Annotated in this window: 14 protein-coding genes and 2 pseudogenes; 7 read left to right on the forward strand and 9 right to left on the reverse strand. The window is 44.1% G+C overall.

The genetic code is table 11. The features are described from left to right. The first annotated feature begins 162 nt into the window (after positions 1-162). The 3 genes and pseudogenes from ACQKPA_RS05995 to ACQKPA_RS06005 all read left to right on the forward strand — a co-directional run. Complete coding sequence (locus ACQKPA_RS05995; protein ID WP_427490335.1) at positions 163-411, forward strand: SgrR family transcriptional regulator; 249 nt, start codon at positions 163-165, stop codon at positions 409-411. 6 nt (positions 412-417) lie between these two features. Next, a complete protein-coding gene (locus ACQKPA_RS06000) occupies positions 418-549 on the forward strand; it encodes a hypothetical protein (protein WP_427490337.1) in 132 nt (43 codons plus the stop codon). Continuing rightward, positions 543-719: pseudogene (locus ACQKPA_RS06005) on the forward strand (GNAT family N-acetyltransferase); the annotation flags it as partial. The gene ACQKPA_RS06000 and the pseudogene ACQKPA_RS06005, both read left to right, overlap by 7 nt. Positions 720-1,032: 313 nt before the next feature. Here ACQKPA_RS06005 and ACQKPA_RS06010 read toward each other — a convergent pair. Next, positions 1,033-1,752 carry an alpha/beta hydrolase gene (locus ACQKPA_RS06010; protein ID WP_427490339.1) on the reverse strand — a complete coding sequence of 240 codons (720 nt, stop codon included), beginning with the start codon at positions 1,750-1,752 and terminating at the stop codon, positions 1,033-1,035. Between the two features lie 922 nt (positions 1,753-2,674). Next, entirely contained in the window at positions 2,675-3,091 is a 417-nt protein-coding gene (locus ACQKPA_RS06015) for a transposase (RefSeq protein ID WP_427490341.1), read from the reverse strand. A gap of 601 nt (positions 3,092-3,692) precedes the next feature. Between ACQKPA_RS06015 and ACQKPA_RS06020 the strand changes: the two genes are divergently transcribed. Then, positions 3,693-4,184 (forward strand): hypothetical protein, encoded by a 492-nt coding sequence (locus ACQKPA_RS06020; protein ID WP_119851200.1) that lies wholly within the window; start codon positions 3,693-3,695, stop codon positions 4,182-4,184. Positions 4,185-4,505: 321 nt separating this feature from the next. On the opposite strand, the gene ACQKPA_RS06025 is transcribed toward ACQKPA_RS06020, so the two are convergent. Next, positions 4,506-4,922, reverse strand: a complete 417-nt coding sequence (locus ACQKPA_RS06025) for a DUF3888 domain-containing protein (RefSeq protein ID WP_427490343.1) — start codon at positions 4,920-4,922, stop codon at positions 4,506-4,508. 198 nt (positions 4,923-5,120) lie between these two features. On the opposite strand from ACQKPA_RS06025, the gene ACQKPA_RS06030 reads away from it, so the two are divergent. The 3 genes from ACQKPA_RS06030 (at position 5,121) to ACQKPA_RS06040 (ending at position 6,659) form a co-directional block, all read left to right on the forward strand. After that, positions 5,121-5,648, forward strand: coding sequence for a DUF6886 family protein (locus tag ACQKPA_RS06030; RefSeq protein WP_427490345.1), 528 nt, complete (start codon positions 5,121-5,123; stop codon positions 5,646-5,648). 161 nt (positions 5,649-5,809) lie between these two features. After that, on the forward strand, positions 5,810-6,316 hold the full coding sequence (locus ACQKPA_RS06035) for an NUDIX domain-containing protein (protein WP_427490347.1): 507 nt from the start codon (positions 5,810-5,812) through the stop codon (positions 6,314-6,316). A gap of 133 nt (positions 6,317-6,449) precedes the next feature. Next, on the forward strand, positions 6,450-6,659 hold the full coding sequence (locus ACQKPA_RS06040; protein WP_427490349.1) for a hypothetical protein: 210 nt from the start codon (positions 6,450-6,452) through the stop codon (positions 6,657-6,659). A 994-nt stretch (positions 6,660-7,653) separates the two neighbouring features. On the opposite strand, the gene ACQKPA_RS06045 is transcribed toward ACQKPA_RS06040, so the two are convergent. The 6 genes and pseudogenes from ACQKPA_RS06045 to ACQKPA_RS06070 all read right to left on the reverse strand — a co-directional run bounded on the left by ACQKPA_RS06045 (position 7,654) and on the right by ACQKPA_RS06070 (position 14,930). After that, positions 7,654-9,033, reverse strand: a complete 1,380-nt coding sequence (locus tag ACQKPA_RS06045) for an extracellular solute-binding protein (RefSeq protein ID WP_427491674.1) — start codon at positions 9,031-9,033, stop codon at positions 7,654-7,656. 39 nt (positions 9,034-9,072) lie between these two features. Beyond that, positions 9,073-9,942: a carbohydrate ABC transporter permease gene (locus ACQKPA_RS06050; protein ID WP_071220686.1), complete on the reverse strand. Its 870-nt coding sequence runs from the start codon at positions 9,940-9,942 to the stop codon at positions 9,073-9,075. A 61-nt stretch (positions 9,943-10,003) separates the two neighbouring features. Beyond that, positions 10,004-10,954 carry a carbohydrate ABC transporter permease gene (locus ACQKPA_RS06055; protein ID WP_216531627.1) on the reverse strand — a complete coding sequence of 317 codons (951 nt, stop codon included), beginning with the start codon at positions 10,952-10,954 and terminating at the stop codon, positions 10,004-10,006. Between the two features lie 275 nt (positions 10,955-11,229). Further along, the gene (locus ACQKPA_RS06060; RefSeq protein WP_427490352.1) at positions 11,230-12,903 is read right to left on the reverse strand and encodes a ribonuclease J; all 1,674 of its coding nucleotides are present in this window, start codon (positions 12,901-12,903) and stop codon (positions 11,230-11,232) included. 136 nt (positions 12,904-13,039) lie between these two features. Beyond that, positions 13,040-13,135 (reverse strand): annotated as a pseudogene (locus ACQKPA_RS06065) (MerR family DNA-binding transcriptional regulator); the annotation flags it as partial. A gap of 193 nt (positions 13,136-13,328) precedes the next feature. Next, on the reverse strand, positions 13,329-14,930 hold the full coding sequence (locus ACQKPA_RS06070; RefSeq protein ID WP_427490354.1) for an S-layer protein: 1,602 nt from the start codon (positions 14,928-14,930) through the stop codon (positions 13,329-13,331). Positions 14,931-15,044 lie beyond the last annotated feature (114 nt).

The following is a 15,044-nucleotide window of genomic DNA, read 5'->3' on the forward strand; positions in this document are numbered from 1 at the left end:
TACAACCACAAAATATACGGACAGGCAGTCTGAAGGCTGAAACGGGCCCAAAGGCTGCCTTTTTGCTCCCTACAGAAAAGCCCGACCGCTGGGATTGAAATGCGCCATCAAAATTTGTATGTTGGATTCATACCATTTTTTAAGCAAAAGGAGCCATGTCCGGTGAGATTGGCAGAGGATTATCTTAGGCTGCGAAGCACTTATTCCGTCGAAAAAGAAGGGGAGCCGTTCCGGGTGACGATCGACGGGCTGGCCGAGGCCCTGTACTGCACGCCCCGTAACGCCAGGCTGATCCTGCGCAAAATGACGGACGCCGGCCTGGTCCGGTATGCGGCCGGGCAGGGCAGGGGCCATCGGTCGGAGCTGACGTTTCTGGCGGACAAGCGGGAGCTCGTGATCCTGGAAGCATAGCATTACGTGAGGCAAGGGGACTTGCAAGGCGCGCTGCTCTGGGTAAAGGAGCAGGCGGGCGAACCCGAAGTGAAGCAGGCGGTTCATGGACTGGCTGACGGCGTGGCCCGATCCATCTTGGCCCACAGGCCCACATGATTGAGGAGGCCCGGCGGCGGGGATACCGGCGGCTGAGCCTGGAGACAGGCTCGATGGCGTCGTTCGAGCCGGCCAGACAGCTGTACGCGGCCTTCGGGTTTGAGGAGTGTGGGCCATTTGCGGACTATACGCTCGATCCTTATAGTACCTTTATGACCCGAGAGCTGTAACCTAAACTTGCGGAGCTTGATGTAAAAAAAGGACATGCTTCCTGCCATCGACAGGGTAGCAATGTCCCTTATATATATCTAATTATAATTCAAAAGTTATCTAATTTAGCTAACGGGCAGGGGAGTTGAATAACAGAACGTTCTGGGATAATCATGATCTAGACTTGTTTTTTGAAAGTTCCAGTAGAATCAAAATGATTCAATCCTTTGCGACAGGAAATCAAGAACTACTTGATTGAATTCTTGAGGTGCCTCGACAAAGGGGAGGTGGCCACAGTCTTGCATGGTTACTTTAGATGATCGTTCTATTCTTTTATGTAAATTTAGATGATCGTTCTATTCTTTTATGTAAAGTTTCCGCAGCCTGTTTGTTAAATGGATGGTCTTGATCAGAAATTATAATGAGAGTCGGTATAATGATCTCGTGTAACCTAATATAAGCAACTGGTTTAACAGCAACTGAGAGGCTCGGAGTAAATCTGCAGAAGTTGTTCGAGTTCTTAATATTATGGATCACCTTCGTTCGAGCTGCTCCTTTCCTTTGGGAAGGGAAGAAGTACTCCCAGAAACGATTCGTTATGAATGACTCTATGGCTTTCTTGCGTCCTTTCAAACGGAGATTGATATAATTTTTTGTTCCTTGCCACATCATATTCATAGGATAAGAATTACCGTTAATCGAAGGTGCCACTAGGATAAGAGCTTTGACTAGATGCGGATAAGCAAGAGCAAAGTCTATAGCAATGCCGCCACCCATGGAGGAACCTACTAAAGTTACATTATGAAGTTTCAAGGTATCAATCAGTGCTTTTAAATCATCTACATTGGAGAAGGAGGAGGTGGGTGTACTGGAAAGACCGTATCCCCTTAAATCATATCGAATCAATTTGTAATGTGCGGAAAAAGAGTCGATTTGTTCATTCCAAATTTGATGATCGTTAAAATTTCCATGTATCAGAACAACAGCGTCACCTTTCCCGGAAACTGCATAATAAAGCCGTCCATCATCTACGTTTAATTTGCCTTCTATCATAACATGAACCTCCAACACTTACTTCATCATAAAAAATCGGCACTATGAAGGTTATCTTCTACAATGGATCTTAGTACTTCGGAAACGGAATAATCCCCTCTGTGACAGTAGCGGTCGATTTCCTCCCAACATTCCTGCGGTAAGGTTAATGAGATTTTCCGAGTTGTGCCTATAGGCTTGCGACCTGCTCCTTTTCGCTTACCTCCTCTATTACCAGTTGAGCAATCTCCATTTTCTATACCTACTAATCTCCTCATCTTCATCACCCTACTTCATGATTCCACAATAATGCTGGACAGTCAATTTATGCTACCTTAATCAAATGTCAAGGAATCAGCTCATTTATTAGTAGCTAATGACGTTAGTTCAATCTTCGAGTGTATATCATGATATTGAATGTTCATGGTGAACAAACTATATTTTTATCGATGTCAGATAAGGTACGAGATCCGATTTCAGTCGTTCAACTAACGGGAGACGATAGTTCAATAAGAACAAGAAGGGAGCCGATCAACGGGATCGGCTGCTTTTGTTCAACTAACGGGCAGTTTTCTTGAGCAAGTTGTTGACTAAGGTGACGGGAAAGAGTAATATTTAACCAATATCCGTAAATCAATGATGGAACAAAAGTAAATCATTAAACTCTTCACAGGAAAGGGTTTCATGACTGAGAAAACCCTAGAGTACTGATTGAAAATGCCAGTTCCAGAGTATGGCTAATACCCATCGGTTTGACCCGTTATAGTCAATTAAGGTGGCTGTGTGAAAATACAGCAACCTGGGTGGCACCGCGATTAATATCGTCCCAGAGCATTTTGCTTTGGGGCGTTTTTTTTTATGAAAATGAGTCTTTGCCCGAATGCTCTGCAGGCACGACGAAGCAGGGCTGCCGCGGGGCAGACCTTGGGCTGGAGGTGAGGGATTAGGCTGGTCGAGAGACTGTAAAGCCTTTGGCTTCAAGCTGGCGAATGACTTCTGCTTCGCGTCGCTTCTCACGTTCTTGCCGGAAATGTTCCAGATAGTCAGCACCAAGTTCTTTATAAGGGGTTTTGGTTGCGAGCATGTGGTAGACGATTCGCAGTAGGGTATGACCTAAAGCGACCAGCGCCTTTTTCTTGCCAAGACGCTTCACCCAGTTCCAGTACCTTGCGGAAAGTCTGGTATTGCGGGTCATGGAAGCAGCCCACGCACATTCACACAACACGGCCTTCAAGTGGTTGTTTCCGGATCTGGCCCTTGTCCTTTTTTTACCGGCGCTCTGGTGATTGCCTGGACTGACGCCAGCCCATGCCACAAGATGGTGATCGTCCTTGTTCGAAGAAGAGGACGGTAGTCGCATGGCGATGGGCACGTTAGCTACCAATTGCCGCTATTTTTGTCGTGAGGCTCATGAGAATGAAGCGGGAAACGACATACTAGGCGAGACAGTGGAACGATCAAACTCGGTTGACTCATTCTAAGGTGAAAGTTTGAAGTCGATGAGGCGCCTTAAACAAACGGGATACGATAGCAGAGGAGCTTGCAGCGATGTGGCTCCTCTTTTCTTATTGAAGTAACGGGCAGTTTATCGTGAAAGGATCTCGATATGGATTTTGATAACATCAGATTCTAATTATGGAGATATGGAAGAGGAAGATTCACGATTCGCAGGAATTCATAATAAAGAATGCATGTAAGAAGTAGGGACAAGGAGTTGCGAGTTAGGTCTTACTATATAATCATAGTTCGATATTACTACTTTCTGTCTGTCCTATTGGACCTAGATCTGTTATTATAAAACAAATAACGGAAAAGGCGAGGACATCAGCATGGCTAAAAAATTGAATATCTTTTTATCTTTTCTAATATCTATTATCATCGCGTTCAGCTGCGGTGTGTATTTCTCGGAAGACTTGGGTTATAGTCGGAGTGAACCAACTATAGTTAAAGCTGGGCAAACAGTGGATGCCGAAAACGAACCTTCCAACGGAGATGGCGAAAAAGGCGCAACGATTTCCACGGCTCAGAATCAAGGAGGTAACGAAACGGCCAACGACGAACCCGAAGCTACCCGAGTGACAGCGGAGAATCGTTTCAGCGACCCAAGAGAGTTCAGATACAGTGTCAATTCAGCGAACGGTATCACGCTGACGTGGCTCGTCGATAATTTGACCGGCAAAACGATCAACTACTATACCGTGAAGGTCAGCACATTTAATCCCGTAGGAGACCCTTCGTATGACGAGCACTCCGGAAAGAACTCATTCAATCTTCAATATGTCGGTCCGGTCATACCGGGGTTAGAACTCGGTGTGTTTGAGCTCTTCACGTATCAAGGTGCTTTGGATTCAATACGTATCGACGAAGTTGACCTGGAATACGCGGACGGCACCAAAGAAACCGTCGTCTACAATCGCACGACTAAGGACGATAGCGGGCTCAATAATAGATAGGAAAGTTTATTGCCACTTGCATAGTATTTTTGTTAGAGGAAAGATCATACATATCCATTTAAGTCCGCGTTTTACGCGGATTTTTTATGGTTTGAATTTTGTTCTTTCTCTCGTAATTTAGATTGAAATATCTTCGAGTGTATATCATGATATTGAATGTTCATGGTGAACAAACTATATTTTTATCGATGCCTGATAAGGTACTGGATCAACTAACGGAGAACGAAAGTTGAATAATGAGAAGGCAGCTGGTCAGAGCGATCAGCTGTCTTGTTAAGCTAACGGGCAGAATAATATAATACGCTAAATATAATTTTGTAATTATTCTGGAGGATATTTATATGTAGCTAGGTGAGTATGATTAATCAATTTAACCCTAGGTCCAGAAGAAATTTCATAGGTCATTCGGTCCTTCCCTATTGGGATCCAGTGTCCACGATCGGTAGGTTCGATTTCAAATGTAATTTCCAATATAAATCCACGGAAATCATTTACTCTTCTTGTTTCAATCACTTCAATTTTCCATGGAGCGATAACAGGTGAGAAATCACTAAAAATCTTCGGATAATAATAGTTATGCAAATCTTTCTCAATAAAAGGAGAAAGTAAGTTCATAAGCATATCCTGTAACCTAAGCTCTTCAGAGTCATGAGTTGGTTTGTCTGAAGAAAAGGTTGTTGTTTGAAAACTATTAATACAAACAAGGGATAGCATAAAAGTGATTAGGATCCTTTTCATTTTTCAATACACCTCTTAACGACTTCATCTAATAAATTAATTATATTGTTACCTTTTCTGAATAAAGTATTTGTTTATTGAATTAACGGAGACTTTAGTTTAACAGCACACGAAAAGAAGCTCCCGGCATTATCGGGAGCCTATTCAGCTAACGGGCAGGATAATTCAATATTTTTATGGAATATAACAATAAATGGGATGAGGGGGGCGCACACGCTTTTTCACTTCAGTGAAGACGATAGTATCAATATATTTGTACCAAAAGAGAAGCAAAATCGTCCGGATTTTCCTGCGGTAGTTTGGGCACTTGATGAAGAGCACGAGTATACGTACTATTTCCCTAGGGGTTGTCCCCGAATTGTGTGTAGGAAAGATGAGGCGACAACGGACCAACATATACAACTCTTCTTTAATAATTCAATTGCCAATACCATAGTTACAGTAGAAAGTGACTGGTATACGAGGATATCAAAGCAAAGCATATTTCGATATCGTTTTGACGATGAGGGTTATGAGCTTTTTGATAAAACAGCTGGCTACTACATTTCTCGCCAAGTAGTGAAACCCAAATCAGTTGAAAAATATGAGAATTTGTTGGAGAGATTAATCCAAAAAGGAATTGAATTAAGAATCACATCAAATTTATATCCGCTTAAGGAAGCAATATTAGCTTCCGACTTCACAGGATATGGGATACATAGATTTAATAACGCCAAAAGACTCTAACTGAATTAAGCTTATTGCGAAACGTTAGTTTAACAAAGACACGAAGGCAGTCGGCAGATTGATCAGCTGCCTTGATTAAGCTAACGGGCAGTTTTTTAGAAATTTTGTGACTCTAAAGTATTGCTTTTAATTCCAATGTATTGAAGAGGTGAAATTTTGAAATGAAAATTATCAGAGAAGAAAAAAACGTTAGAGGGCTCCCGTTGCCTAACGTAACACAATTAGTATTGTCTGAAGTTATTCCTCGTCAAGAATTAATAACGTGCTCGTTTGTACTTGCATTTCAAGAAGACGCATTGTTATTAACTAATTTGAATGAAAGAGGATGGGATATACCTGGAGGGCATATTGAACCTGGGGAAACGCCAATTGAGGCAATGAAAAGGGAACTTTATGAAGAAACAGGTGCTTTGATTGAATCTCCTCACGTTCTCGGATATGAATTGATAAGACTATATAACAAGCCAGAGAATTATAAGTATCCATATCCAGAGAGCTATATGGTCTTTTATTCTGCAAGAATCATAAGGCTTGATGATTTTCAAAATACTTATGAAACAAACGGAAGAGGGCTGTTCAAACCAGAAGAGGCATTAAAAATTGCTTGGGTCGAAGCAAATAAAGCTCTCTATGAAGAAGGGCTACGAAGAGCAGCTAACAATAGGTGATTAAACTAACGGGAAACAATAAAACAACTTTCCAACCACTGGAAACGTTTTAATCAAGGGAGCTAGCTTGGAAACAACGCATTAATATTTTGTAACGGAAGAATAAATGATATTTAAAGATGGAGGAATGATTATGGAGACGAAGGAAGAAAATTTTCCAAATGATAGCACCATGGAATCAATCAAAAGTTTAACAGAGAAAGATGCAAAGACTTTCTTGAACCTTATATATGCACTTTTAAAAGACAACAAAAGTCCGAGCGAACATTTGATTTCAAATGTATTATCCATTTTTGAGAAACAATTACCGAGAGTGGCTAAAGCAAGACAGAAAAAAAACTAATCATCATGCTGCTACAAAACACTGTGAAGATAAAATAATTGAATTTGAGCAACGGATAATGTGTAGGGAAAGTGGTGGGGGTGATCGGTAGCCCGTTAAGCATACGCCCTTTTATTAAACTAACGGGCAGGATAGTGTAGTGCAATCCTTTGACATATGTACAAAATACGAGTTTTGTGAAATAGATGCTAAGTAAAAACGCCTTAGATGGTTTTCTAACTGATTTTTCCGATTTATTGCTTATTCTAACAATTATTACATTTACCCAATTATGTCATCGTTCTCTTTCGTTTTAATCACAACACTAGGTTATTCGGTTTGTTTTAATTCTTAACATCAATTTTCAGTTCATTCATTTAAGTCTTTGAATTGCTTTTGAATCATAGCTTTAATCAATCATCATAAATATCGATCATCTTTCAGTGATCATCCGGATCATTTACCAATAAGTTTATCGCTACACCGTCTAGATTTTTTTGATTTGTTTATTATTGATCATTTCTGTGAATTTAATGTTTATTTATTATTCCAAACTTCAATCCATAATCATTTTATCCTGGAACTCATAATCATCACTAATCATCACTAGCACTTCCTGAACATTGTTATCCTTGTTATTTTTCACGGTGCCTCCCTTCTATACGCTTATCATTTACCATTTATTGTATTTTCATTAGTGATTTCATTATCTATTTTATTTACTGTGAACTCCATGATCGCCATATCCGGAATGATCTACATACGAAATATCACAAAAAAACCGGCCATATAGGTCGGTTTTTTGTCTGCGCATCATCGAGATCATGCACGTTTTACATAATATTGGAATATATTGTGTTGTTTGACTCATATAATCATCATGATTAGGCCCGTCTCTGCAGGGATAGGATTACCTAAGGTTTTCTATAGTCTTTTCATGCGGCGGAATACCCCGTTTCCATGAACTTTACGTTCTAACCACGCCAATGCGCACCTGGTGCAGTCCCCTCCTGCTTTACTTCAGATTTGCCGACCATTTCTCAGCACGAGCCTGCAGATCATCCAGAAACTTCTGAATATCCGGTGCATTTCCGGATGCAGCCTGGCTTATAAATCCGTTAATGGCTGGAGCGATATCGCTCATGTAGAACGGATTGGCTTCATCCATGAGCTCAGAGTGGCCAACATCTGCGATTTCGAGTGCTTTCTTCACAAACTTGTCTTCGGGCGTTACGAAATCAGCGTTTTTAAGTGTCGGAGTACTGGAGAAGTTTTCATACATATATTTTTGCGTCATGTAGCTGGTCAAAAACTTTAACACTTCCCATGATGCATCCACATCTTTCGCATTCTTCGCCATGATGAACGGGTCAACCGCAACCCAGCCTTCGCCTTTAGGCCCCATGTTCAGCACAGGCTCAAAACGGTCCAGCAGCTCCTTGTTCTGCTTCGACCGGTATTCACTCATCGTAGAGCCGCCGGTGGAATCAAGGGCAATGGCGATATTGTTCTTCTCCAGTCCGAAATTCTCGGCTCCCTGGGCATTCACGAAACCTGCTGGCGGCAGTTGGGCGGCTTCTTTCAGCCATTCCAGCACTTTGACCATCTCTGGTGAATTCAAGTGCCATTTAATGTTCTTGATATCTTTCAGCGATCCCTCCGCTCCTTTGGCGCCATAAGCAAGGGTTAATGCAACAAAGGTGGATCCATTTAATGAATTGCCGCTCCAATACAGACCATAATTGTCCTCACCGGTTTTCGGGTTTTTGCCGGTCATTTGCTTGGCTTTCTCCAGAATTTCATCCGGTCCTGGCTGTGCCGAGAGTGTTTCAACACCCCAGTCTTCAAACAACTTCTTATCATATATTGTCATCCGGCGGCCAAGAACGGCAGGAATCCCAAACTGCTTGCTTCCATCTGGCGACTTGGTGCTGTAGGAGTTGTTCATAATGCCTTCCAGATAAATGCTCGGGTCAAACGAAGTATCCTTTTCGATCAAGTCGTCCAGATCACGCAGAAGCCCTTCCTGGTACCATTGCGATGCAAAAGCTCCGCCGGTATACAAGACATCCGCATCGCCGGAGAGCAGCATGGCCGTTTGTTTAGCTTTTACGTTCTCCCAAGGAATTTGATAAACCTCCAGCTTGATGTTCGGATACATTTTTTTGAACGTTTTATCCAAATATTCGTTGAGTCCGATGGTCGGGTTGCCTGTCAGCGCATCGATTCCGTTATCCAGCTGCCAGCCTGCCAGCGCAACGCGAACCGTTCCTTTCATATCCGATACTTTTTCAATTGTAACGCCGCCTGTTACATCTTTACCCGAACTGCCTGAACAAGCGGCCAATGTAAACGCCAGCACGAATGACAGGATAAGCAGCACAGCTTTTTTCATCACATCAACACCCCCGCATAAATTTAGCTTTATTCTGAATTATTGCTTGATACCAGATAGCGCAATGCTCTCGATAATATAACGCTGCAGGAACATATAAACGACGATAACCGGAATGAGGCTCGTAGTCGTGGCCGCCATAATAATGGATGGCTGTTGGTTAATACCGTTGTTATACGTAAACATGGCCAATCCAATCTGGATGGTGTACTTGGCGGCCGATTTCAGGATGAGCAGCGGCCACAGCATATCGTTCCATACGCCTAAGAACAGCAGAATGACCATGGTGGCGATAATGGGCGTACACAGCGGCAGATAAACCCGGCTGAATACGGTGATTTCCTTGGCGCCATCCAGAACGGCCGCCTCCCTTAGACTGCTGGGCAATTGATCGAAGAAGGCTTTGGCTAAAAAGGTACCGAACGCATAGTTCATGGCCGGCAAATAAAAAGCCAGATAGTTGTCAACCAGTCCGAGTTTGCTGAACAGCAAATACTGCGGAATCATCGTCATTTCGAACGGAATCATCATCGTGCTTAGCGCTAGCAGCAGGACGAAGTTTGCTCCTTTAAAGCGAAGCTTGGATAAGGCATAACCGGATAATAGTGCGGACAACGAGCTGATGATGATGACCCCTGCACTTACAAGCGTAGAGTTGCCGATATATCGGAACATATTGATGTTGGTGAAGGCGGCTTCATATGTTCGAATCGATGGCTCCTCCGGCCATATTTTCGGTGGGAATGAAATATTTAATCGTGCAGCCCAATCGAAGCTCGTTACCAGCATCCATAAGAATGGCACAATCATGATGAATGAACCTACCAACAGAACCAGTGTTAGGATCAGCTGTTGAAGTGTAATTCGTTTACGGCGCACAGGCTCTTTGGGCAAGGCAGAACTGCTCATAGTTACCCTCCTGTCTTCTGGAATAAGGTTCCCCTACGGACCCGAATCATGGATAATGGCATTAGTCCAAACTGTCTTTGCGGCGGTTGAGCAGCATGAGGAACACGGTTAGGATGAGTATGATGACGAATAACAGATAGGATACGGCCGTAGCCAGCCCCATCTGCGAAGAGAGAAACGCATTTCGGTAAATATACAGCACCACGGTCATCAAGCTTCCTCCCGGATTACCAGCGGTTCCGCCGATTAACCATACATCCGTAAACCGTTTCATTCCGCCGATGGTTCCCATGATGAGCATGAACACAAAGATTGGACGCAAGTATGGAATCGTAATGTACCACCATTTCCGGTAGGTGCCGGCCCCATCCACTTCTGCAGCTTCATAAAGATCCCGTGGAACGCTCTGCAAACCAGCCAGAAAAATAATCGTGTTGTACCCAAGCGCACCCCACAAGCTCATGAGCACGATACTGTAACGAGCGACTTCCGGGTTCGTGAACCAGCCGACAGGATCAAGGCCAAACAATCCAATCACAAAGTTGATCAGCCCTTCCTTGGACGGAAAAAACAAGAAGGAGAACAGCAAGCTTGTAGCAACGCCTGATACGACATTGGGCAGAAAATATACCGCTTTGAAAAAATTACGTCCCAGATGCCATTTCAGATTATTAATTAAGCTCGCTAAAACAAATGATAGTGCGATTCCAAGCAGTACTGACCATATCCCCATGACAAACGTATTTGAAAGCGCTTGCCAAAATAAGGAATCTTCTAATGCGTATTGGTAGTTGCTCAGGCCCACCCAGGTGCCGGATAAATTGAGACCGGATGTCTGATGAAAACTCATAAACAGTGCGGCGAACATAGGATAAATGGCAAACACGATGACTCCGATAATCAGAGGGGCGCTGAATAGATAGCCCATCCAGTCATTGCGCGTAAATCTGAACTTTCGTTTAGCCCATTTTCCATGCTCTGCTGTCCATTTCCCTTCTGGGGTGGATGACAAACCAATCCTCCTCCTTTCGTTAATAACCGGATCCATTCCGGTAATCGGACAAGACGTTCATGTCCATTCTGTAAATGGTTATGTGGACGAATCCGGATTATGTGTTATTCTTTTTTTCACAGACGTGAATGGAAGAACAACACCGTCAGCGATTCCTTATCGGCAGTGTATGCAGCGGCCCGCATCCGGGTGTATGCCTACATCGACCATGTTTCGAATCTCACTGAAAAAAGCACAGCCTATTTCAGGCTGTGCTTTTTTATAATTCAAAAGGCTTATACTTCGATAATGATGGGCAGAATCATCGGCCTTCTCTTTGTCTCGCTGTATATGAATTTCCCGACATGATCTTTCAAGGTCTGCTTGATCAGATTCCATTGGGTGGACCCGGTTTCCGTTAAATCCTTCATGGAAGACATGACGATATCGTGGATTTGCCCCATGAATTCCTCCGAATCTTTCACAAAAATGAAACCTCTGGATATGAGCTCAGGCTTCGCCACCATCTGCTTTTCCGTTTTACTGAGCGTGGTTACGATAATAAGCATCCCGTCCGAGGACAGCTGTCTACGGTCCCGCAAAACGATGTTGCCTACGTTCCCGATCATCAATCCGTCCACCAGGCTGTTGCCTGAAGGGATTTTTGGACCTAAGGAGGCCATTCCCTGTTGGATTTGTATCGTGTCGCCATTCTGAATGATGAACACATTTTCATTAGGGATCCCCACGGATTCCGCCAGCTGACGATGCTGATACAGCATTCGGAATTCACCATGAACAGGAATTAAATAATCCGGTTTCATCAAGGTGAGCATTAATTTCAACTCTTCTTGGCTGCCGTGCCCGGATACGTGCATCCCTGATGCTGAACCGGACCCATAGATGACCTGGGCACCCAGCACATACAAATTATCGATCACATGAGCAAGGTTCCTCTCATTTCCCGGTATGGCCCCTGCAGCAATGATGACGGTATCGCCGGGCAAAATCTCGATATGGGGATGCTTGGAGTTGGCTAATCGTGATAAAGCTGCCATTGGCTCCCCTTGACTCCCCGTGCATAGCACGGCAATTTTGTCCGGTGGATAACGCTCGCTGTCGCCTGCATCAATCAGTAAGTCATCGGGGATATTTAAGTAGCCATGCTCCTTGGATACGGTGACGACATTAACCATGCTGCGGCCGAGCAGAATGAGCTTTCGCCCTGTTTCAGCGGCGGCATCGATGATCTGCTGAACACGGTTCACGTTCGACGCAAACGTAGAGATGAATACCTGCTGTTTTGCCTGTGCGAATGCTTCCAGGATATGTCCGCCAACGAGACGTTCCGAAGGCGTAAATCCCGGTCTCTCGGCGTTTGTGCTTTCGGACAATAACACCTTTACCCCTTGCTTGCCGATATCAGCCATTCGATGCAGATCCGGATATGGTCCTTTCACAGGAGACATGTCAAATTTAAAATCCCCCGTGTGAACAACATTGCCTTCGGGTGTCTGAAAGACGATACCCACGCAGTCCGGAATACTGTGGCTGGTCGAAAAAAAAGAGGCATGGATGGCGCCCGCTTCAATGGTGGAATTTGCATCGATCGTGTGGAGCTCGGAATCACGCAGAATGCGATGCTCCTTCAGCTTGATTTTAATCAGCTCAATCGTGAGCTTCGTCCCATACACAGGGATCGGGAGCTGCTTCAGCAAATAAGGTATCCCTCCGATATGGTCCTCATGTCCGTGAGTGACAATAAGAGCTCTGACTTTATCCGCATGGTCCAGCAAATAAGTGAAGTCAGGCACAATTAAATCGATGCCGGGCAGGTTTTCGTCTGGGAATTTGGAGCCGCAATCAATGACCACTATATCTTGATCGTACTGAATAAAATACATGTTCTTACCAATTTCGTTCACGCCGCCTAGCGCTGCAACCAGCAATTGATGTTCAGCTATATTCATAACGATGAAGCCTCCTTCTCTCTATCCACCCTAGTCCAATTCTAAGTTGCTGTCGGTTCTCCTATATTATTGAAATTGTCACAGAACTTATGCACCAAGGTAAACAATGGTTCATTCCGTGAGCGTGGTATGAAATAACGGTTGCCGGTTTAAATAAATCAATATCGTCGTAATACCGGAGGGTGCGGATATCGATCTGAAAAAGCTTGGATATTTCACCGATCGTAAACATATCATCTCTCCTCTCCTTAACAGCCTATACCCTTCGTTAAATTTGCACAATAAAATGATAGGATATGCAACAAAATACAACCAACGTCTCATCAGCTATAATCCATGCATGCATTATTATACACCGTGTAAAAAAACAAAAAGACTACCGAACCATCGGCAGTCTTCTAAATAAATCGAGTGCGAGTCGCATCCTACTGATGCTTTCTCTGTTTGTTATGGCCTTTAACCGGCTTATCGTCAACGCTGACAAAGATCGGATTAGAATAAAACCACAGGTCGCTGTAGTTCCGTTTATTAATTTCGGCAAACCGCTGCTCATTGTCTTCGATGTCCGTTTTTGGATCTATGAGTGGGTCGCCATTGCTGGTTTCTCCAGCAACATTCACACCAAGATTAGTCCCTCTTAATCGGAAATATTGATCCTTCGTTGCCGTCGTCCGATAAGTGATGACGTTGTATCCATTCTGATCGGTTTTCCAATCCTTGCTCGTAAACCGTTTAACCACTTTAGTCGAATCGTTGGTGCTCTTGCTGTAAGCCGCCGTACCTGGTTGCGCTTTACCTGTTACGTCGCCTGAGATCAAATCCACATGATCTACGGCTACAGGATCACCGTTGTTATTTTTGCTCGGGCTTTTGAATCGGATTGTAATTTCGATGGGGTTCCCTCTCTTCACTTGCAGGGTACTCCCCATCTCGGCCTGCTTGTTCCCGTGACGAACGCGATAATCCAGTGCGTTAATTAAATCGCCGTGGACGGAGAACGATTTACCCGAACGCATTCCGTCAAGTACGCTTTGCATATCGTTCCCATTCACCCAAGTGTAATTTTTAGCGTATTGCCCGGGCCAATAGCCACTGGAGTACAAACGGTTTTCACTAATTTCAAAATGAGAATCCGAGTTCGCAAAGTTCCAAAATTCGCGTCCTTCGCCAAGCAGCGCATCCCATAAGCCGCCAACCTTGGCAATCATGAAATCAGCGCCGCCGTAGGTTCTGTTTTCCGGCGTGGTTAAGTTTAGTCCGCCGCGATCCGGTTCCATCTGATTCCCCGGCATGCCTTCCATTCCGAATACGACATTTGGCGCAATATTGTTGAAATCCCGGATATCCGCGATCGTGTACACGGTTTTTCTGGAAGGGTGGTTGAGCAATGCATAACTGCTTTTTCCATAGTTTTTCTGAAGCCATGCCAGCGCTGCTCGGGCATCTTCAGGAGTCGTATAGGCCCGGTTGTCTTGTTTATTCCAATCGGCTACGTCTTTGGGATTGAACATCACTTCATCGCGATCAGTGAACAGATATTCGAACTGACGGGCTGCCTTGAGGCTCGATTCTGAACCGAATGTACCTGATATAATACCGATTCCCACATGTTCATAGGTAGGCATGTCCCACTCAAAGCCTGCGAAGATAATCTTGTTCTTGTATTTCCCTGCTTCCTGAAGCTGCTGGATCTTGGGAATCTGGTATTGAGCCATTCCCTTGGAGAACGGAATAGATCCGCCGGCAAGAGGATTTCCCTCGTCGTCCCGTTTAGAAACTCTAAGATGGTCGGAGACCGCGATCCAATCCAAGCCATACTTCTGGAATCCGTTGTCCAGCAATTCCTGCAGGGATTGACTGGCATCATCGGATTGATATGTATGCGCGTGATACTCTCCCGTCATCCATTTGCCGTTTCCTTCCGGACTAATCCTAGCCCCATCTTCCTTGGCATGAACAATCATGCCTTGCGAAAGAATGGACAAGCTGAGCGCCAAAACCATGATGGTTTTCTTCTTTAGCTGCATTTCATGGCACCTCCAAATTGATATCGTTCGTTAAACTTCTTAAGTGTAAGCCTTCATGATGAAGAGAATGTTATCGTAAATCGTTGATTGTGTAAGAATGAAGCTCCCAATTCA

The organism is Paenibacillus sp. NPDC093718 (assembly GCF_050279985.1).
Taxonomy (GTDB): domain Bacteria; phylum Bacillota; class Bacilli; order Paenibacillales; family Paenibacillaceae; genus Paenibacillus_AQ.

Coding starts and splice junctions, on each gene's coding strand:
- ACQKPA_RS06035 (WP_427490347.1), top strand. CDS start 5,810: ATGAAAATTATCAGAGAAGAAAAAAACGTTAGAGGGCTCCCGTTGCCT.
- ACQKPA_RS06015 (WP_427490341.1), bottom strand. CDS start 3,091: ATGCGACTACCGTCCTCTTCTTCGAACAAGGACGATCACCATCTTGTG.
- ACQKPA_RS06070 (WP_427490354.1), bottom strand. CDS start 14,930: ATGCAGCTAAAGAAGAAAACCATCATGGTTTTGGCGCTCAGCTTGTCC.
- ACQKPA_RS06050 (WP_071220686.1), bottom strand. CDS start 9,942: ATGAGCAGTTCTGCCTTGCCCAAAGAGCCTGTGCGCCGTAAACGAATT.
- ACQKPA_RS06010 (WP_427490339.1), bottom strand. CDS start 1,752: ATGATAGAAGGCAAATTAAACGTAGATGATGGACGGCTTTATTATGCA.
- ACQKPA_RS06040 (WP_427490349.1), top strand. CDS start 6,450: ATGGAGACGAAGGAAGAAAATTTTCCAAATGATAGCACCATGGAATCA.
- ACQKPA_RS06025 (WP_427490343.1), bottom strand. CDS start 4,922: ATGAAAAGGATCCTAATCACTTTTATGCTATCCCTTGTTTGTATTAAT.
- ACQKPA_RS06060 (WP_427490352.1), bottom strand. CDS start 12,903: ATGAATATAGCTGAACATCAATTGCTGGTTGCAGCGCTAGGCGGCGTG.
- ACQKPA_RS06030 (WP_427490345.1), top strand. CDS start 5,121: ATGAGGGGGGCGCACACGCTTTTTCACTTCAGTGAAGACGATAGTATC.
- ACQKPA_RS06045 (WP_427491674.1), bottom strand. CDS start 9,033: ATGAAAAAAGCTGTGCTGCTTATCCTGTCATTCGTGCTGGCGTTTACA.